An 18,898-nucleotide genomic window follows, 5' to 3' on the forward strand; every position below is an offset into this window, starting at 1 on the left:
TTCCAGTATGCTGACACCAGAGGAACTCAGTGCATTGTATCTGTCAGCAAAAGTTGCAGGTTTTGCCACAGCGATCAGTTTGCCGTTTGCCATTTTATTGGCGTGGATTCTGGCACGTCATGAGTTTCGCTTGAAATATGTGGTGGAAACACTGTTACACCTGCCGATGGTTTTGCCACCTGTGGTATTGGGCTATTTATTATTGATTGTCTTTGGTGGCAATGGCTGGATTGGACAATGGTTGCAGCAGTGGGGCATTCAGCTGGCTTTTAACTGGAAAGGTGCAGTGCTGGCCGCCATGATTGTGGCTTTCCCCTTAATGGTGCAACCGATCCGGTTGTCCTTTCAAATGATTAATCCGCAACTGGAACAGGTAGCAAATTCTTTGGGTGTTCAGCCCTATAAAGTCTTTTGCAGTATCAGCCTACCGCTGGCGTTGCCCGGTATTCTGATTGGCAGTATTCTCTGTTTTAGCCGCAGTCTGGGAGAATTCGGTGCTACCATCACCTTTGTTGGCAACATTCCTGACGAAACCCGCACCATTCCGATTGCGATCTATTCCCTATTACAGCAACCTGATGGCGAACAGATGGCTTTACGACTGGTGCTTTTATCTCTAGGTCTGGCTTTTGCAGCATTATTGGCGAATTACTGGATTATGCAAAAATATCAGCAGAAAATTCAGGAGCGCTAATGCTGCAGTGTGAGTTTCATTATCAAAAGGATGCCTTTAGTTTAGATGCAGCAGTCCAGATGCAGAATTCTGTCCTGGGAATTGTTGGACCTTCGGGAGCAGGAAAAACCACTTTTCTTAAATTACTCCTTGGACTCTATCAACCACAATCTGGCCATATTCATTTAAATAAACAGATCCTGACTGATACAAATCAGAAAATTCATATTCCCATCCATCAGCGTAAAATCACTTTGATATTTCAGCAGGCGATGCTGTTTCCACATATGAATGTTGAACAGAACCTGCTTTACGCTAAAAAATGGGGCAAATTGGAACAGGAAAAATTCCAATTAAAGGAGATTGCTGAATTATTGGAAATTGATCATCTATTGCAGCGTCGGGTTCAGCAATTATCGGGTGGGGAAGCACAGCGTATTTCGATCGGACGGGCACTGTTGTCCAGTCCTGAATTACTGCTCTTGGATGAGCCATTGACTGGCCTGGATACCAAACTGAAACAGCAGATCCTGCCATTTTTTACTCGCATCCGCGATGAAATACAGGTGCCGATGATTTATGTGACCCATCATCATGAAGAGCTGGAACAGCTGGATGCAGAAATTATTGAATTACAGGATCATCAGCTAAGCAATTCGCCGAGATAACTTTTTTTAAGAATACTTATAAAGAGAAAATAAAATAAATTTCAAGTAATTTGGCTTGGCGTATAATCTTAAGCCATTACCGGATACTACATGGATGAATATGACGGATATTGCACAGACCGAAGTAACGCGGTCTGCCTCAAAAATGGTTTTACCCATTGTCTTTGCTGTTGCCCTTGCACATTTCTTAAATGACCTGATTCAAGCCTGTTTACCAGCCATCTATCCCTTATTGAAAACTAATTATGACCTGAGTTTTGGTCAGATCGGCTTAATCTCTCTCGTGTATCAATTGACGGCGTCTTTATTACAACCTTGGGTGGGCTTCTATACTGACAAATATCCAAAGCCTTATCTTTTACCGATCGGTATGGGCTTTACCCTGTTTGGGATTCTGCTGTTAGCTCTATCTCAGAGTTTTGTAATGCTATTGGTTTCCGCTGCAATTATCGGGATCGGTTCTTCGACTTTTCATCCGGAAGCATCGCGTGTAGCGCGTATGGCTTCTGGTGGCAAGCTCGGTACTGCACAATCAGCCTTTCAGGTCGGTGGCAATAGTGGCTCTGCAATAGGACCGTTACTGGCTGCACTGATTATTATTCCAAATGGACAAGCGTCTTCGGCATGGCTGATGCTGTTTGCTGCTTTTGGCATATTTGTATTATTTAAGGTTAGCCGCTGGACCATCACAAATAGCCAGACACAACTGAAAAAGATGGGTGCTACAGCAGCGTCCAAACTGCATGGAATCACTTTAATCCGTGCGCTTGGTGTCATTGGTATCCTGATGATCGCCAAATTTACTTATACCGTGAGCATCAGTAATTATTTTACTTTTTACCTGATTGATAAATTTGGTATCTCAATCCGAGATGCGCAGCTCTATCTATTTGCCTTTTTGGGCGCCGTCGCTTTGGGCACTTTCTTTGGCGGGCCGATCGGCGACCGGATCGGCCGTAATGCAGTGATCTGGTTTTCCTTTTTAGGTATGGCACCATTTGCCTTACTCATGCCGTATGCCAATTTATTCTGGACTTGTATCTTTTCAATTTTCGCTGGCCTGATTTTATCGTCAGCATTTTCAGCGATGGTGGTTTATGCTCAGGAAGCAGTACCAGGCCGTGTGGGTACGATTGCCGGTTTGATGTTTGGCGTAATGTTTGGCATCAGTGGGATCGCAGCAGCAGGATTAGGTTATGTGGCAGATCATACCAGCATTGCCTGGGTATTCCAGTTATGTTCATACCTGCCATTATTGGGCATACTGAGTTTCTTCCTGCCTAAAACTCAAAAATAAAAACAGGATCAAGACCTACGTTCAAAACAGAATATTGCCTATCTTAAAACCTCAAAGATGAAGCATTTTTGAGGTTTTCTTTATATTTCATCTGAACTTTATAAAGGGAAGATTAGGTAAAAATATGTGATTGATATTACATTGCTTTATTTAGTAAATATTATATTAGATTATAATGAATAAAATATATCCAATTTAAGAATTGGAATAATAATTGCTTAATCTAAAACAAAGAAAAATCAATTCAGTAATTACAAATTTGGAGGGGAAGCGATGAAAGTAAGAATAATATTTACTCTCGCATTATTAAGCGGCATTTGCATGTTTACGACCATCACTATGGCAGGTGAGGGTGGTTTGCATTTTGCAGAAAAAAATATTGCTAAGGCAGCAGAATATCTTGAGAAAAAGAAAATAACGGTAGCAGATAGCGAAGTCTTACATGCCAAAACAGTCGAAGCTAAAATTCAAAAATAAGTATTTAAGCTATCCAGAATAAAGCTCACGCCATCATGAGATGGGTGAGCTGTTCTGTAAGTTATATAGCTCCACTAACTGAAATATAATTTGCATAGATTCATAAACAGCATTTCTGTAGAGATAAATTTTTACTCCTACAAAAGATGCCTAAATTGCTGCTAATCCAGTTTCGCTGGTTCTGATTCGCACGACCTGCTCTAAGGGCGTGACAAAAATTTTGCCATCACCAATTTTATCGGTACATGCCGCTTTAATAATACCTTCAATGACCTGATCCACCTTTTCATCCGGGACGGCAACTTCTACTTTTACTTTCGGAAGGAATTCAGCACTATACTCAGCACCATGATACATTTCAGAGTGACCTTTCTGGCGCCCGGCACCTTTTACCTCAGTGACTGTCAAACCATGAACACCCTGATGAGAAAGTTCAGCACGTACATCATCGAGTCTGAATGGTTTAATAATTGCTGTTATTAATTTCATCTCGATCTCCTTGGCTTATCTTAATTCTTTAAAAATAGAAGCCATTGAAGAGAGATACAATTTAAATATGTATTTACTGTTTCAAATTCACTTCATAGACACGAAATCCGCCTGAATGATTTTTCAGATTGCTTTTGTATGAATAAAAGGGAGGATTAAGTTAGAAATGAGTACTGTTACTTTTTTTAATCTTATTTCTTTGCTTTAATTCTGCTTATCCTGATTTAACCTTAACCAATCCTCATTTTTAATATAAAAATAATTAATTCAGAAGCTTAGTTTAAAAAATTATTTTCTAAGTGATTAGCAATGGAATAGTGACCAAACATTTATTAAATACAGCTTCACAATTCAAAAGAATTCCGCTAAAACTACAATCAAATGTTAATAAAATGTAATTTTTTGTATGAAAAATTTATTTTCAGCACTCATTGCTGTTGGGGCTCTAACGGGTTGTATCAATACCACTCATATGGGACACGGAGCTGACCGTAAACAACTCATGTTGTTATCTCAAGATCAGGTCGTTGAACAGGCGAAGCGTAAATTTACCCAAAAAACGGGACTTATCGAAAAAGAATATTCAAGTGAAGCTGAAATACGTTGCGCTAAAATTATGAACAGGATAATTCCTTATACGGATCATTACATTTCAGCAGATCGAACAATTAAATGGGGCGTTCATCTTTATCATTCAGACAAATCCAATGCAGGTGCCTTGGCTAATGGGATGATTTTCATGAGCTACAAGATGGTAAATCGTGCGATGCTGGATGATGAAGCGCTGGCGTACATTCTGGCGCATGAAATGGCACATGTTATTCGTGAGCACCAGCGTGAAACACAGAGCTGGAAATATATTGTAAGTCCACTTTTAGTGGGAACTGCCTGGGCAACAGCAGGAACTTCAGCACTGATTACGGGCATATTACATGATGGGTATGGTAGTACCTATCAGCGCCGCATGGAGAAAGAAGCAGATTTGTTGGGACTCGAACTCATGGCAAGAGCAGGATATAACCCTAAACAGGGAATTGCAGTATTCGCTCAGTTCTATCCGACTTTTCTGAAAGAATACCCGATACAAAGCAAATTACCTGCATTTATGCAACAGCATCCATCTTTAAAGCAGCGTTTAAAATATGCTGAAGAAAATCTGGATAGCCCGATGGCGCTTTATGATAAAAGCACTACGGAACAGTTGAGCTCTAAAAATCTGATTGAAATCAAACAAGATCCGAATACGAGGTTACTGATTAATGGTCAACTGGTACGTAATATTGATATTGAGTCGATCACCAAGGATGCAGAAGGTAAGCTCCATTATGTACTCAAATCGAATGTGCAAACCAGCGTCACCAGTCAAAGTCCAGTGAGTCAACCCAAAGACGCCTTGAGCACAGTGAAAAGGGTGCTATAACTTGATAAACATGGATTTACCAGACTTCAACAGCATATGATTTATAGTGTTTTAAACTGAAATCAATTGTTTGATGATGCGTTGAAATGAATGAGAGTAAATACCAAGAAATTAACCGCTAAATTGCTCACGGCCCATTGGACACGTGAGCAGGACATTATACTGATTGAAAATAATAATTTACCTATTGAACAACTCAGTGAAATGCTGAAATGCAGTCAAGAAGATATTATGGCCCGCCGAAAAGTCTTAGGGCTAGTGACGCGCAATAAACAGTTAAGACGGCTTTTATAATGATTGAATTAACCTTGCATGATGCCATTTACGCCCGTGACAATCATATCAATCGCAATTGTCCCAATCAGCAGTGCAGCAACACGACCAACAATATCGACATATAAATCGATATAGTTGGAGTATTTATGCTGTAAATGATCATGTAAATATTTCATCAGAATTAACAGGCTACAGGTCAGAAACAGGGTAGAGAAAATCACCAGAATGGTTTGCCATAAACTGAGCTGAATGCCGGTAATCACGGATGCCGAAATGGTTCCTGGACCAATCATAAAGGGCATGGCAATGGTGCCCGCCAGATGACTGGGTGCACCACGCATGACCCCAATCGTATCGGCACCTTCAAATACATAACGATAGCCAATCACCAGAAAGATAATACCGCCAAAAATCTGAAAGGATTCAAAGCGGACATGCAGCACTTCCTGAAAGAAGGCTTCACCAGTTTTTGCAAAAATGATGAACACAATAAAGCTGATCAGACTGCCCTGAATCAATGCCATGTTGAATACTTTAGCCTCGGAATTACGGATAATTCCGAGCATGTAAATACTCATCAAAAAAGGATTGAGCAGGGAGAAAAATAGGGCAAAGGCATTTAAAGTTTCTGACATTATTCAATCCTTTTTAATGGGTCTTATCCTAAGATTCGCGATCCGGAAACAGTGGGCGTTTACCCGGACTAATCCGGTTGATATGCAGATACATCATATGACGTTCATATTTATCCAGAATGTCATTGATCACCTGTTCTTTGCTATAACCCACCAGATCATTGCCCTGAGAACCTTCAAATAGGTAACTTTCCAGACGGTAGTAATAGCGTTTGGTACGTTTCCCGCGGGCACTGAAGTTTGGCGTGTCATAACGTACTGGCCAAATGGCATAGACAAAGTTTTCTTCTTCATCTAGCTGAATAACCAGATCCAGATGATAAAGTTCAGGTTCATGATCAACCGGTTTTTCCTGTACATCGACTTGTATCCCTTTGCTGATCAGCTCGCTGGCTACAGCCTGAATTGCCGGTTTACACACGTCATCCAGCATGTTTCGGGTTTGGTTCAAGCTGGGATGCAGCATGACCCGACTCAGGCGTTTCTTCCAGTTAAAAATATCGACATTGCCGACCACAGGCGCTGCATTCAGACTGGTACTGGCTTGACGGAAATCTTCAAGTCGCAAAGATTTATATAAACCTGCCATCACAAAGAAGATCACGAAACTAAAGGGCAGGCCCATAATAATCGTGGTGTTCTGTAATGCTGTCACGCCATTGGCCATCAGCATCGCCAAGGTCAGCAAGCCAATCGCAATCGCCCAGAAAATACTGAGCCAGCGTGGAGAGTCATGCTCGATATTGCTAAATTTAGTGGTGAAATTGCCTAATACCAATGCTCCAGAATCTGCCGAGGTCACATAGAATAATAAACCGGTAATCGTGGCCACGCCTACGGTAAACATAAAGCCGGGATATTGGGCTAACAGATCATAAAAACCGTGGGCCGGGTTATCGAGAACGGTCGCTGCTAACTGAGTATTACCATCAAAAATAACGCTATATAAGGCGCTGTTACCAAAAATAGATAACCAGGTCAGGGTAAATAACAATGGAATAACCAAAGTCCCAGTGACAAATTCACGAATGGTACGACCACGTGAAATCCGTGCCAAGAACAGCCCCACAAAAGGTGACCAGGCGATCCACCAGGCCCAGAAGAACAAGGTCCAGCTATTCATCCATTCTTTCGGCTGCTCAAAAGGAAAACTGGTCAAAGACAGTTGAGGAAACTGGCTGATGTAGTCGCCAAAGTTCTGGATCAAGGCACCCAGTAAAAACTCGGTATTGCCGACAAATAGAATGAACAGCAGTAATCCGATCGATACGTAAATATTGATCTCTGAAAGAATGCGAATACCTTTGTTGACCCCCGCAGCGACAGAAAAAATCGTAATAATCACGGCCACCAGAATTAAAGCGGTCTGGACCCAGAGATTTTCCGGTAAACCAAACAGCACATGCAGACCATAATTTAATTGTACGACGCCAATACCGCAGGTGGTGGCAATACCAAAAATCGTCCCGAGTACCGCAGCAGTATCTACTGTATGTCCAATTGGACCATTAATTTTTTTACCGAAGATGGGATAGAGTGCCGAACGGATGGTCAGTGGCAGGTTATAACGATAACTGAAATAGCCCAGTGCGACCCCAATCAGTGCGTACATACTCCAGCCGGTTAAACCATAGTGAAACAGCGTCCAGACCATGGACTGACGTGCAGCCTCAAAGGTTTCGCCTTCACCCACCGGTGGATGCATATAATGGGAAAGCGGTTCTGCCACCGAGAAAAACATCAGGTCAATCCCGATTCCGGCAGAAAATAGCATCGCCGACCAACTCAGTAGACTAAATTCTGGCTTGGAATGTTTAGGACCCAATTTAATTTCGCCATAACGTGAGCAGGCGATAAAAAGGATAAAGACCAGATACAGTGTTGCCGCCAACAGGTAGTACCAGCTAAAGGTCGCACTGACCCAGTTTAAAATATTGGTAATAACCTGATTGGCCTGTTCATTAAATAAAATGGTGATGATAGAAAACAGCAGAATAAGCGTTGCCGAAAAATAAAAGACCACTTTATTCAGACTATCTTGCACCTCTTCGTTTTTCTTTTGCATAAATCCATGACCATCGTTTTGTTGCCGGATGATCTACAGTGCAGTGTGATTTGAAAGCAAGAGCCTGCGGTAAAGCTGCCTTGTTTTTGTGAATTACAAACTTTTGCAAATCCAAAACAAACTGCGCTGTACATCAAGGGTGAGCTGGCACTATAATTTTTATTAATTGAACGTTCAATTAAAAAAGCGTTTATGAATTGTTACATCACTCTGCTATTGATCTAGCAGAATGGTTTTCTATTGTTATATTCGTTATTCAGGTCAGTCTTATGCCAAAAGTTGGTATGCAGCCGATCCGTCGCCAGCAATTAATTGATGCCACCTTAGCTGCCGTGAATGAATTGGGTTTTGCCGAAAGCTCAATCAGTCAGATTGCCCAGCGCGCCGGAGTATCAACCGGCATCATAAGTCATTATTTTGGCGGTAAAAATGGGCTCATTGAAGCAACGATGCGTTATTTATTGCAGCAGTTAGGTAAGTCTGTTGCAGAAATGCAGTCCCAAGTGGATAGCACACCTGAACAACGTTTACTGGCCATTGTGCGAGGCAACTTTGCTGCCCCACAAACAGATAAAGCGGCCATGAAAGTCTGGCTGGCATTTTGGGCCAGCAGTCTGCATCAACCTGATTTACACCGTTTACAGCAGGTCAACCATTACCGGCTGCATTCCAATATCAAGCATGAATTCATGAAAGTGCTGCCTAAGGCACAAGCTGAAAAAGCCGCTCAAGGACTGGCTGCGCTGATTGATGGCTTCTGGTTAAGGGGTGCACTGATTAATGAAGAACTTGACCCTGAAATGCCGATAGAACTTTGTAGTGACTATATCCGACAGCAACTCAAGAATGACTCAACTGCGAGGGAATCCCATTGACACACTTTAATCTGCAACGTCCTTATATCCACGGACAATTTGTCGATGCTATATCCAACAGCACATTTGAAACAATTAATCCGGCGACCGGCGAAGTTCTGGCGGAAGTCCAGATTTGCAGCAAAGACGATATCGACCGTGCAGTAAAATCTGCTCAGCAAGGGCAAAAAGTCTGGGCAGAAATGACGGCGATTCAACGTTCCCGTATTTTGAACAAGGCAGTTGCTATCCTCCGTGAACGTAATGACGAGCTGGCACGTTTAGAAAGCCTCGACAGTGGTAAAGCATTCAGTGAAACATCCACCGTCGATATTGCGACAGGTGCAGATGTACTCGAATACTATGCGGGCATTTTGCCAGCATTAGAAGGCCAGCAAATCCCGCTCAGAAGCAGTTCTTTTGTTTATACCCGCCGTGAACCTTTGGGTGTGGTTGCCGGAATTGGTGCGTGGAATTACCCGATTCAAATTGCCTTATGGAAATCTGCTCCTGCACTGGCAGCGGGCAATGCCATGATCTTTAAGGCGAGTGAAGTAACGCCTTTAACTGCATTAAAACTGGCAGAAATTTATACTGAAGCAGGTGTACCGCATGGTGTATTTAATGTGGTGACCGGTAGTGGTGAAATTGGTGGCTATCTGACTTCACATCCGGACATAGCCAAAGTTTCATTTACCGGTGGTGTCGCGACCGGCAAAAAAGTCATGGCCCAAGCTGCGAATTCCAGCCTGAAAGAAGTGACTATGGAGCTGGGCGGAAAATCCCCGCTGATTATCTGCGAAGATGCCGATCTGGATCTGGCAGCAGATATAGCCATGATGGCCAACTTCTACAGTTCCGGTCAGGTCTGTACCAATGGTACTCGCGTATTTGTACCTTTAGCCTTAAAAGCAGAATTCGAAGAAAAGATTTTGCAGCGTATTCCTTATATCCGCATGGGGGATCCACTTGATCCTGAGACCAATTTTGGTCCAGTGTCCAGCTTCTCTCATATGGAAAAAGTGCTGGATTATATCGAACAGGGCAAAAAAGAAGGCGCTCGTTTACTTTGTGGTGGTGGCCGTGCCGAAGATGAACAATTTACCCAAGGCGCTTATGTGCTACCTACGGTATTTACCGATTGCCGTGACGACATGACGATTGTCCGTGAAGAAATCTTTGGTCCAGTCATGAGTATTTTGAGTTATGACTCAGAAGAAGAGGCGATTCGTCGAGCCAATGACACCGAGTATGGTCTGGCAGCTGGTGTCGTGACGCCCAATCTGGCACGTGCGCATCGTATTATTCATCAAATCGAAGCTGGCATTTGCTGGATTAATACCTGGGGCGAATCACCGGCAGAAATGCCTGTCGGTGGCTATAAACATTCGGGTGTCGGTCGCGAAAACGGGATTGTCACGCTACAGCAATATACCCAGACCAAGTCAGTTCAGGTCGAACTCAGTCTTTTCCAGTCTGTATTTAGCGCATAAGGGAGGATTGGATGAATTACGATTATATTATTATCGGCGCAGGTTCTGCGGGTAATGTACTGGCTGCGCGTTTAACGGAAGATCCAGAGATCAAAGTCTTGTTGCTGGAAGCGGGTGGTCCGGATCATCGACTGGATTTTAGAACCCAGATGCCAGCCGCTTTAGCTTATCCCTTGCAGGGACGCCGTTATAACTGGGCCTACCTGACCGACCCCGAACCACATATGAATAACCGTCGGATGGAATGCGGTCGTGGTAAAGGCTTGGGTGGTTCTTCGTTAATTAACGGCATGTGCTACATTCGCGGTAATGCCATGGATCTCGAACAGTGGGCCAGCCTGAAGGGGCTTGAACACTGGAGCTATGCCGAATGTCTGCCATATTATAAAAAAGCGGAAAGCCGTGATATTGGTGGCAATGATTATCATGGCGATTCTGGACCGGTTTCGGTGGCAACGCCTAAACAGGGCAATAATGAACTGTTTCATGCCATGATCGAAGCGGGTGTACAGGCCGGTTATCCACGTACCGATGATCTGAATGGTTACCAACAGGAAGGCTTCGGTCCTATGGATCGAACTGTGACGCCGCAAGGCCGTCGTTCCAGTACAGCACGTGGTTATCTCGATATGGCCAAAGGTCGCGACAACCTGACGATTATTACCCATGCCATGACCAATAGAATTCTGTTTAACCAGAAACAGGCGATAGGTGTAGAGTATTTCGAGGGGCAAAATACCTTGCAGCCGATTCAGGTGTTTGCCGATCGTGAAGTGCTACTTTGTGCTGGTGCAATTGCATCACCGCAAATCCTGCAACGTTCTGGTGTGGGTTCGGCTGAACTGTTAAAAAGTCTGGATATTCCTGTAGTTCAGGATTTACCGGGAGTGGGTGAAAACCTGCAAGACCATCTGGAAATGTACTTGCAATATCAGTGCAAAAAACCGGTGAGCTTATATCCGGCTTTGAAATGGTATAACCAGCCGATGATTGGGGCAGAATGGTTATTTTTGGGTAAGGGCATTGGCGCGAGCAATCAGTTTGAAGCAGGTGGTTTTATCCGCTCTTCAGATGAATTTGAATGGCCGAATATTCAGTATCACTTTTTACCGATTGCGATTAACTACAATGGCACCAATGCCATTCATGAGCATGGTTTTCAAGCTCATGTTGGTTCAATGCGTTCGCCGTCGCGTGGCCGTGTCCGTCTGAAATCCAAAGACCCGTTTGAGCATCCAAGTATTCTGTTTAACTATATGAGTACGGAACAGGACTGGCGCGAGTTCCGCGATGCGATTCGGATCACTCGGGAAATTATGCAGCAGCCGGCACTTGATCCCTATCGCGGTGAAGAAATCAGTCCGGGCAAAGAGGTACAGACTGATGCCGAGATTGATGAATTTGTGCGTCAGCATGCAGAAACGGCTTATCATCCATCCTGCAGCTGTAAAATGGGTGAAGATGACATGGCGGTAGTCGATGGTTATGGACGCGTACATGAAATGCAGGGTCTGCGTGTGATTGACGCCTCGATCATGCCTTTGATCATTACCGGTAACCTCAATGCAACTACAATTATGATCGCTGAAAAACTGGCAGACCATATTCGTGGCAAGCCTGCTCTTGCGCCTTCATCTGCACCTTTCTACAAGGCATCTCACGCTTAACTCATAGCTTCATTTTCTATTGCCGAGTGCAAACAGGAATAAAGCAAAATTTACTTTACCTCAAGCTTTATAAGGCCGTCACCGGTTTAGGTCTTATTTAGCCTGTGCTTAATACAATTTATATTTTATGAAAATGTTATATAAAGCAGTGCTGTTTGGCTGTGCTGCTGTTTCAAGTCTTTACTGTTATGCCGATGATGCGGAAGTAAAAAAAATAGAAGCAAGCGGAAACTTGAGTGTGGTCTCCAAGTACGTCTCCCGTGGTTTAACCAATGCACCTGAAAATGACGACCTTGCTGTGCAGGCAGCATTGAATCTGGCTTATGGCAATTTTTATGTCGGATATTGGGGATCTACGCTTGGATACTCTTATGCAGAAGTGCAGGGACGTTCGGGACATCGTTCAGACAAATTCGAGCATGATTTTTTGCTGGGTTATACCCATAGCAGCGAAAACTATGACTGGGATTTATGGAATGCGACCTATTATTATCCGGGCGGTGAGAACACCACTGGAAATGAGTTGGGCTTAAATGTAAGTCGTGCATTGAATGATCAGACCAGTATCGGCGCCAGCGTATCGACCTATCTGTATGATGTGGCTTATGCCAATCAGGGCGATACCTTTTATATGCTGAATCTGAGCCACCAGTTAAATGATCGTCTGAATGCCAGCGTTACGGCAGCAGGGAGCTATTTTAACGATGAAGGCAAATATGAGGGTGGTGAACTGGGCTATACCGAAAAGCAGGTTGCCTTTCGTTATGCTTCTGCCGGACTTAGTTATACGCTTTTACCGCAGTTGAGTGTGTCTGGTGAATATATCTTTGGTGGTTATGACCGCTATGATGACAAGCAGCGTAATCTTGCAGTATTTGTACTGAGTTATGATTTCTAAAGTTATCTCAGACTAGGCAGGTGAAAATCTGCCTTATCCGCCATGTTAATTGATAATATAATTCATGACTTGAAGTTGATTCATGCTCCGGCAGCTCAGAAAAGACTGAAGGTCTGGTTTAATCTGGCAGAATTTCAGACAAATATTATCAATTTCATAAAATAATTCTATAATAGCGCCCATTCTCGGCAGCGTTATCCAGACACTTAGTCAAATGGCATAACCTGACCATTTTCTATTTTTCATTCAAGTTCTCCTCCGTGAACCGGCTTGTATATTCAGATTCAGCATCTTATCTGTCCGTGACGGCACATAAGAATATTTAGGTATCCACATGGAAATTAAGGTCAATTATCTCGATAATCTTCGTCAGGAAGCCAAGTTCGATGACTTCACGGTGATTGCCGATCAGCCGATCCGCTATAAAGGCGATGGTTCGGCACCCGGCCCATTCGATTATTTTCTGGCGTCATCGGCACTTTGTGCGGCTTATTTTGTCAAAGTCTATTGCGCAGCACGTGACATTCCGACTGATAATATCCGCCTTTCGCAAAATAATATTGTTGATCCTGAAAACCGCTATAAACAGATTTTTAAAATTCAGGTGGAACTGCCGGCTGATATTTCTGAAAAAGATCGCCAAGGAATTTTACGTTCGATCGACCGTTGTACCGTCAAGAAAGTAATTCAAACCGGTCCTGAATTTGTCATTGAAGAAGTGGAAAGTATTGATGCGGATGCTCAAGCCTTGTTAATGCCAAGTCTAGCTTCTGAAAACAGTACGTTTATTCCAGGTAAAGACCTTCCGCTGGAAGAAACGATTGCCAATATGTCTGCCATTCTAGCAGGGCTTGGCATGAAAATTGAAATTGCCTCTTGGCGTAATATCGTGCCGAATGTGTGGTCGCTACATATCCGTGATGCGCAGTCGCCAATGTGTTTTACCAATGGTAAAGGTTCAACCAAAGAAAGTGCGCTGGCATCTGCCTTGGGTGAATTTATTGAACGCCTGAACTGCAACTTCTTCTATAATGATCAGTTCTGGGGTGAAGATATTGCCAATGCAGAATTTGTGCATTATCCAGATGAAAAATGGTTCCAGCCAGGTCCGAATGGCGAACTACCTGCAGAAGTTTTAGATGAACATACCCGTGAAATTTATGATCCTGAAGATGAGTTATTGGGTACCCATCTTTATGACACCAACTCGGGTAATAAGGCTCGTGGCATCTGTTCATTGCCATTTGTACGTCAATCTGATGGTGAAACCGTTTATTTTCCGTCGAATCTGATTGAAAACTTATACCTGAGCAATGGTATGAGCGCCGGGAATACGCTGGCTGAAGCGCAAGTACAATGTCTGTCTGAAATTTTTGAGCGTGCAGTTAAACGCGAAATTCTGGAAGGTGAACTGGCACTTCCGGATGTGCCTGAACATGTTCTGGCAAAATATCCAAAAATTGTTGAAGGCATTAAAGGTCTGGAAGAACAGGGCTTTCCGGTTCTGGTCAAAGATGCGTCATTAGGCGGCCAGTTCCCGGTGATGTGTGTCACCTTGATGAACCCGCGTACCGGCGGTGTATTTGCCTCATTCGGTGCCCATCCTAACTTTGAAGTGGCCTTAGAGCGTAGTTTGACTGAATTGCTGCAAGGTCGTAGTTTTGAAGGTCTGAATGATCTGCCAAAACCAACCTTTAGCAGCAATGCAGTGACTGAACCGAATAACTTTGTTGAGCACTTTATTGATTCTAGTGGTGTAGTGTCTTGGCGTTTCTTCAGCGCGAAATCAGATTATGATTTTGTCGAGTGGGATTTCACCAATAATGGTCAAAACTCGAATGCGGATGAAGCTCAGGAATTATTCACGATTCTTGAAGACATGGGCCATGAAGTTTATATGGCGGTGTATCAGCATTTGGGTGCCACCGCTTGCCGTATTCTGGTACCGGGCTATTCGGAAATCTATCTGGTAGAAGATCTGGTTTGGGACAATACCAACAAGGCTTTGTTATATCGTGAAGATATCCTGAATCTGCACCGTCTGGATGATGAACAACTGCAAGCATTGGTTGAGCGTCTGGAAGAAGCAGATGAGGATGACTATACCGAGATCAAAACCTTGATCGGTATCGAGTTCGATGAAAATACTGAATGGGGCCAGCTCACTATTCTTGAACTGAAACTTCTGATTTATGTGGCTTTGCAGCAATTTGAAGAAGCTAAAGATCTGGTTGAGCAGTTCCTGCAGTTTAATACCAATACCGTTGAACGTGGCCTGTTCTACCAGTGCATGAATGTCGTTCTGGAAGTCATGCTGGATGATGACATGGAACTGGAAGATTATGAGCACAACTTCCGCCGTATGTTTGGTGATGAACGTATGGATGCGGTGATGGGTTCAGTTGAGGGCACAGTTCGTTTCTATGGCCTGACTGAAACCAGTATGAAGCTTGAAGGTCTGGATCGTCATTTACGCCTGATTGATAGCTATAAAAAACTGCATGCAGCACGTGCCAAGTTTGTAGCCCAGCAGTAATCCATAGATAGCTGCATCAAAAAACCGCCTCAAGATAGGCGGTTTTTTGATGGCTTTAAATATCTAAGATTTACAAATCAGACAAATTCCTGACAAAAAGCTACAGTATTTTGCGCCAATACTGGGCATAAATTAATTCATAAACAGTGATTTACATAATGAATAGTCAAATACTCACTTTGCTATTCATCTTTAAAAACCCGATAAAAGAATCTTAATGATATTTAATGAGGAAGATGAATGTACCTCAAACAGCTGGTCGAACAATTAAAAGTAGAATTTAATTCTTCTTCGACTGATCCTGAGCAGCGGATTGATCACGCTTTACATCAGCTGATTCCACACAGTCTGGAGGTGCCATACCCGGGTGAAGGACAGACCTTAAAACGCTGGCAAATCCTGAGTCAGGTTGCTGCCATAGACTTGAGTCTGGCCAAGCTACATGAATCGCATCTGGATGTACTGGCGATACTGCATGAACTACATGCTGATCCTGAGCAGATTGTCGGATTGACTGCTATCTGGGCAGCAGAAGGTGGTCCTAAACCTTTACAGCTGGAAGATGATCTGCTTTCCGGAATTAAACCATGGTGTTCAGCCGCGGGTCAGGTACAGCAGGCTTTATTGACCTATCGGGATGAAGAAGAACACTCGCAACTGTTACTGGTAGATATGACCCAGCATGGGATTCAGATCAATACCAGTGCCTGGCATGCTGTAGGGATGCAATATACACGCACGGCTGAGGTCAGCTTCAATCAGGTCAAAGTCAAAACCATCAGCAAGCCAGACTATTATCTGGATCGTCATGGATTCTGGCATGGTGCGGCTGGCGTCGCTGCCTGCTGGTTTGGTGCAACGCTCAAACTGGCCGGTTATTTAAAACATGCCATGCATCATAAAACTAATCCATTTAGAGAAATGTATCTGGGTGAGGTCAGTAGCAAGCTGTATGCAACTCGTGCACTATTTCATGAAACTGCAAAATTGATTGATGCCGACCCTAGGCATAATCATGAGTTAATGATCCGAGCTTTACGTGCCCAGGTCGAAGACACTGCACTGGCAGTACTGGAACTTTGTGGTAAAGCCTTGGGTGCAGCACCATATTGCCAGGAGGCGGATTTTGCCCGCTGTGTAGCAGATTTGCCCGTATTTATCCGGCAAAGCCATGCTGCATTTGATTTGCAGTGTATTGGTCAACTGACGATGGAGGATGAACAGACATGGGCACTTTAAAACATCCAATCGTTGAAGACCGTATTATTCAGGGTGAAGGAACAGCGCTAGAAGAATGGCAGCAGAGTCAGCAGCTCCATCATTTAAAAGCGCTTGAACTGAGTAAAATATTTCCCCTAAATAGTCGCATTTGTATTGTTGCTCCACATCCGGATGATGAAATTCTTGGCTGTGGCGGACTGATTCAGCAGCTGGATGCAGCGGGTTATGAGATTGTTCTGTTTGCAGTCACCAATGGCACAGCCAGTCATCCCGACTCGAGACTATATACACCAGAGCAGCTGGATCATATCCGACCTCAGGAAACAATAAATGCTTTAGGCCTTCTCGATCTGAAACAATCGATACCGCGTATTGCGCTGAATATCCAGGATGGTGAGGTAGCGCAACAACGTGACCAGTTAGCAGCTGCTTTAAAACCGTATTTGCAAGCAAATGATATTCTGGTAACCACTTTTGAACATGATGGCCATCCTGATCATGAGATTACAGGTCAGGTAAGCAAACAGCTTGCAGCAACGCATTCTTTAAAATGTTTACAGGTGCTGATCTGGACCTGGCATTGGGCCAGTCCTGGAGATAATCGTATTCCCTGGCATAAAGCCCTTAGACTTGAACTCAACACAAAGCAGTTAGCGCGTAAAATACAAGCCATGCAATGTTTTAAAAGCCAGCTTGAACCGGACTCCAGTACAGGTAAAGCTGCTATCGTATCGGGCAGCGCATTAGCACGTCTTTTACAGCCATGGGAGGTCTATATTGATGACGAAGGCCATCTATAATCATGACTACTTCGCCGAGCTGTATCGCATAAATAATGGCGATCCCTGGCAGTATGAACAGCGCTGGTATGAGAAGCGCAAACGCGATATGACCTTGGCTGTACTACCTTATCCGAAATTTAAAAATGGTATTGAAATTGGCTGTAGTAATGGGGTACTGAGCGCCGAGCTGGCTGAACGATGCGAAGCTTTACTGTGTATGGATGCCAATTCGACCGCCATACAGCTAGCGAATCAGCGCCTGATCCATGATCATGTCAAAGTGGTGCAGGGGATTGTGCCACTGGATTTGCCAACACAGCAGTTTGACCTGATTGTTGCCAGCGAAATGCTATATTACCTTGAAGAAAATATTCTGCTGCAACTGATTGAATGGATGAATACGCATCTCAGTCCACAAGGCTGTATTGTGGCTTGCCACTGGAGACATGCGATTGAAGGCTTCAGTCTGAATGGAGAACAGGTTCATCAGATTTTAAAACAGCGATTGCATTATTATCACCACACACAGTTACAGGATGCCGATTTTTTTCTGGATGTCTGGACACATGACGTAAATTCGATAGCCGTACAGGAAGGATTATTATGAAAAAAATTGGTGTTGTCATTCCGGCCTGTAACGAAGAAGAAGAAATCGAACATTGTCTACAGGCACTGGAACGGGCACGCCAAAAATTTTATCAAGACATGTCTCAAAGTCATGGCATACAAATTCAAATTCTAGTCGTGATGGATAGCTGTACTGATGCTACAGCAGAAAAGTTAAACACTTATAATGTTTTAGCTATAAGTTGTAATTATCGTTGTGTAGGAAAAACCCGTGATCTCGGTATACAGCATTTGATCCAACAAGGCTATGACTGGATTTGCTGTACGGATGCAGATTCCAGAGTACATCCAGACTGGTTTAAGACCATGCTGCTGCATCAGCCTACACATGTGATTTGCGGAGTCGTTGAAATTGCGCAATGGGATCACTTAAGTTTAGCTACCCAAAAAAAATATCTGCACCATTATCAGGATCATATGGGGCATCGGCATATTCATGGGGCCAACCTTTGTTTTAAAGCATCGAGTTATAAGGTTCTTGGCGGCTTCAAACCTATGCCATGTCATGAAGATGTAGATCTGGTTAAACGCGCAGAAAAAATGGGAATGCATATTACCTGGTCTAACCAGTTGAGAGTGGTGACCAGCAGTCGCCTGATTTCACGTGTCCGTGAAGGATTTTCACAATTTTTATGGAGCATTGAACGACAAAATCAGGATAACAAATCCAATACAAAATGCCTGAGAAAAATTATTTGAAAATTTTTGAAACTATATTTTTCAATGAATCATAGGCTTAACAATTTGGCCGATTTTTTTGATTAAAACCTATTCCATTTAAAATAAAACTGCTTATAATTCATCCAAATTAAGCCCTGTG

At 43.4% G+C, this 18,898-nt stretch carries 17 protein-coding genes; 14 read left to right on the forward strand and 3 right to left on the reverse strand.

Going from position 1 to position 18,898, the window contains the following annotated elements; all coding sequences use genetic code 11:
• Window positions 1-7: 7 nt before the first annotated feature.
• From modB to FSC11_RS07420, 4 genes are all read left to right on the forward strand, one after another.
• Window positions 8-694 carry a molybdate ABC transporter permease subunit gene (gene modB, locus FSC11_RS07405; protein ID WP_108675985.1) on the forward strand — a complete coding sequence of 229 codons (687 nt, stop codon included), beginning with the start codon at window positions 8-10 and terminating at the stop codon, window positions 692-694.
• Entirely contained in the window at window positions 694-1,341 is a 648-nt protein-coding gene (locus FSC11_RS07410) for an ATP-binding cassette domain-containing protein (protein ID WP_163166037.1), read from the forward strand. The genes modB and FSC11_RS07410 overlap by 1 nt, the downstream gene beginning before the upstream one ends.
• Before the next feature lie 94 nt (window positions 1,342-1,435).
• A complete protein-coding gene (locus FSC11_RS07415; protein WP_004894840.1) occupies window positions 1,436-2,638 on the forward strand; it encodes an MFS transporter in 1,203 nt (400 codons plus the stop codon).
• A 273-nt stretch (window positions 2,639-2,911) separates the two neighbouring features.
• Window positions 2,912-3,115 carry a hypothetical protein gene (locus tag FSC11_RS07420; RefSeq protein WP_163166039.1) on the forward strand — a complete coding sequence of 68 codons (204 nt, stop codon included), beginning with the start codon at window positions 2,912-2,914 and terminating at the stop codon, window positions 3,113-3,115.
• 150 nt (window positions 3,116-3,265) lie between these two features.
• On the opposite strand, the gene FSC11_RS07425 is transcribed toward FSC11_RS07420, so the two are convergent.
• Window positions 3,266-3,604: a P-II family nitrogen regulator gene (locus FSC11_RS07425; RefSeq protein ID WP_163166041.1), complete on the reverse strand. Its 339-nt coding sequence runs from the start codon at window positions 3,602-3,604 to the stop codon at window positions 3,266-3,268.
• A gap of 406 nt (window positions 3,605-4,010) precedes the next feature.
• Between FSC11_RS07425 and FSC11_RS07430 the strand changes: the two genes are divergently transcribed.
• Window positions 4,011-5,024: a M48 family metallopeptidase gene (locus tag FSC11_RS07430; protein WP_163166043.1), complete on the forward strand. Its 1,014-nt coding sequence runs from the start codon at window positions 4,011-4,013 to the stop codon at window positions 5,022-5,024.
• A gap of 302 nt (window positions 5,025-5,326) precedes the next feature.
• Here FSC11_RS07430 and FSC11_RS07440 read toward each other — a convergent pair whose 3' ends face one another.
• Together FSC11_RS07440 and FSC11_RS07445 are read right to left on the reverse strand one after the other, a co-directional pair.
• A complete protein-coding gene (locus FSC11_RS07440; RefSeq protein ID WP_103800003.1) occupies window positions 5,327-5,935 on the reverse strand; it encodes a MarC family protein in 609 nt (202 codons plus the stop codon).
• 28 nt (window positions 5,936-5,963) lie between these two features.
• Window positions 5,964-8,000, reverse strand: a complete 2,037-nt coding sequence (locus FSC11_RS07445; protein WP_163166045.1) for a choline transporter — start codon at window positions 7,998-8,000, stop codon at window positions 5,964-5,966.
• A 269-nt stretch (window positions 8,001-8,269) separates the two neighbouring features.
• Between FSC11_RS07445 and betI the strand changes: the two genes are divergently transcribed.
• The 9 genes from betI (at window position 8,270) to FSC11_RS07490 (ending at window position 18,777) form a co-directional block, all read left to right on the forward strand.
• Window positions 8,270-8,875, forward strand: a complete 606-nt coding sequence (gene betI, locus FSC11_RS07450; protein WP_005222098.1) for a transcriptional regulator BetI — start codon at window positions 8,270-8,272, stop codon at window positions 8,873-8,875.
• Window positions 8,872-10,347, forward strand: a complete 1,476-nt coding sequence (gene betB / locus FSC11_RS07455) for a betaine-aldehyde dehydrogenase (protein ID WP_163166047.1) — start codon at window positions 8,872-8,874, stop codon at window positions 10,345-10,347. Before betI ends, betB begins: the two co-directional genes overlap by 4 nt.
• Window positions 10,348-10,358: 11 nt before the next feature.
• Window positions 10,359-12,014 (forward strand): choline dehydrogenase, encoded by a 1,656-nt coding sequence (gene betA / locus FSC11_RS07460; protein ID WP_163166049.1) that lies wholly within the window; start codon window positions 10,359-10,361, stop codon window positions 12,012-12,014.
• Between the two features lie 127 nt (window positions 12,015-12,141).
• On the forward strand, window positions 12,142-12,912 hold the full coding sequence (locus tag FSC11_RS07465) for a TorF family putative porin (protein ID WP_163166051.1): 771 nt from the start codon (window positions 12,142-12,144) through the stop codon (window positions 12,910-12,912).
• A 334-nt stretch (window positions 12,913-13,246) separates the two neighbouring features.
• The gene (locus FSC11_RS07470) at window positions 13,247-15,448 is read left to right on the forward strand and encodes an OsmC domain/YcaO domain-containing protein (RefSeq protein ID WP_163166053.1); all 2,202 of its coding nucleotides are present in this window, start codon (window positions 13,247-13,249) and stop codon (window positions 15,446-15,448) included.
• 240 nt (window positions 15,449-15,688) lie between these two features.
• A complete protein-coding gene (locus tag FSC11_RS07475; protein ID WP_163166054.1) occupies window positions 15,689-16,687 on the forward strand; it encodes an acyl-CoA dehydrogenase family protein in 999 nt (332 codons plus the stop codon).
• Entirely contained in the window at window positions 16,675-17,469 is a 795-nt protein-coding gene (locus FSC11_RS07480) for a PIG-L deacetylase family protein (protein ID WP_163166057.1), read from the forward strand. Before FSC11_RS07475 ends, FSC11_RS07480 begins: the two co-directional genes overlap by 13 nt.
• On the forward strand, window positions 17,450-18,058 hold the full coding sequence (locus tag FSC11_RS07485) for a class I SAM-dependent DNA methyltransferase (RefSeq protein WP_005222089.1): 609 nt from the start codon (window positions 17,450-17,452) through the stop codon (window positions 18,056-18,058). The genes FSC11_RS07480 and FSC11_RS07485 overlap by 20 nt, the downstream gene beginning before the upstream one ends.
• Window positions 18,055-18,777 (forward strand): glycosyltransferase family 2 protein, encoded by a 723-nt coding sequence (locus tag FSC11_RS07490; protein ID WP_004894797.1) that lies wholly within the window; start codon window positions 18,055-18,057, stop codon window positions 18,775-18,777. The genes FSC11_RS07485 and FSC11_RS07490 overlap by 4 nt, the downstream gene beginning before the upstream one ends.
• The last annotated feature ends 121 nt before the right edge of the window (window positions 18,778-18,898 follow it).

Origin of the sequence: Acinetobacter schindleri (assembly GCF_010918895.1) — a bacterium.
GTDB classification, from domain to species: Bacteria; Pseudomonadota; Gammaproteobacteria; order Pseudomonadales; family Moraxellaceae; genus Acinetobacter; species Acinetobacter schindleri.

What these genes read in the sequence shown, in the direction of transcription:
- FSC11_RS07410 (WP_163166037.1), top strand. Translation starts at nt 694, where the DNA reads ATGCTGCAGTGTGAGTTTCATTATCAAAAGGATGCCTTTAGTTTAGAT.
- modB (WP_108675985.1), top strand. Translation starts at nt 8, where the DNA reads ATGCTGACACCAGAGGAACTCAGTGCATTGTATCTGTCAGCAAAAGTT.
- FSC11_RS07415 (WP_004894840.1), top strand. Translation starts at nt 1,436, where the DNA reads ATGAATATGACGGATATTGCACAGACCGAAGTAACGCGGTCTGCCTCA.
- FSC11_RS07440 (WP_103800003.1), bottom strand. Translation starts at nt 5,935, where the DNA reads ATGTCAGAAACTTTAAATGCCTTTGCCCTATTTTTCTCCCTGCTCAAT.
- FSC11_RS07490 (WP_004894797.1), top strand. Translation starts at nt 18,055, where the DNA reads ATGAAAAAAATTGGTGTTGTCATTCCGGCCTGTAACGAAGAAGAAGAA.
- FSC11_RS07475 (WP_163166054.1), top strand. Translation starts at nt 15,689, where the DNA reads ATGTACCTCAAACAGCTGGTCGAACAATTAAAAGTAGAATTTAATTCT.
- FSC11_RS07445 (WP_163166045.1), bottom strand. Translation starts at nt 8,000, where the DNA reads ATGCAAAAGAAAAACGAAGAGGTGCAAGATAGTCTGAATAAAGTGGTC.
- FSC11_RS07420 (WP_163166039.1), top strand. Translation starts at nt 2,912, where the DNA reads ATGAAAGTAAGAATAATATTTACTCTCGCATTATTAAGCGGCATTTGC.
- FSC11_RS07465 (WP_163166051.1), top strand. Translation starts at nt 12,142, where the DNA reads ATGAAAATGTTATATAAAGCAGTGCTGTTTGGCTGTGCTGCTGTTTCA.
- FSC11_RS07480 (WP_163166057.1), top strand. Translation starts at nt 16,675, where the DNA reads ATGGGCACTTTAAAACATCCAATCGTTGAAGACCGTATTATTCAGGGT.
- FSC11_RS07430 (WP_163166043.1), top strand. Translation starts at nt 4,011, where the DNA reads ATGAAAAATTTATTTTCAGCACTCATTGCTGTTGGGGCTCTAACGGGT.
- FSC11_RS07485 (WP_005222089.1), top strand. Translation starts at nt 17,450, where the DNA reads ATGACGAAGGCCATCTATAATCATGACTACTTCGCCGAGCTGTATCGC.
- betI (WP_005222098.1), top strand. Translation starts at nt 8,270, where the DNA reads ATGCCAAAAGTTGGTATGCAGCCGATCCGTCGCCAGCAATTAATTGAT.
- FSC11_RS07470 (WP_163166053.1), top strand. Translation starts at nt 13,247, where the DNA reads ATGGAAATTAAGGTCAATTATCTCGATAATCTTCGTCAGGAAGCCAAG.
- betA (WP_163166049.1), top strand. Translation starts at nt 10,359, where the DNA reads ATGAATTACGATTATATTATTATCGGCGCAGGTTCTGCGGGTAATGTA.
- FSC11_RS07425 (WP_163166041.1), bottom strand. Translation starts at nt 3,604, where the DNA reads ATGAAATTAATAACAGCAATTATTAAACCATTCAGACTCGATGATGTA.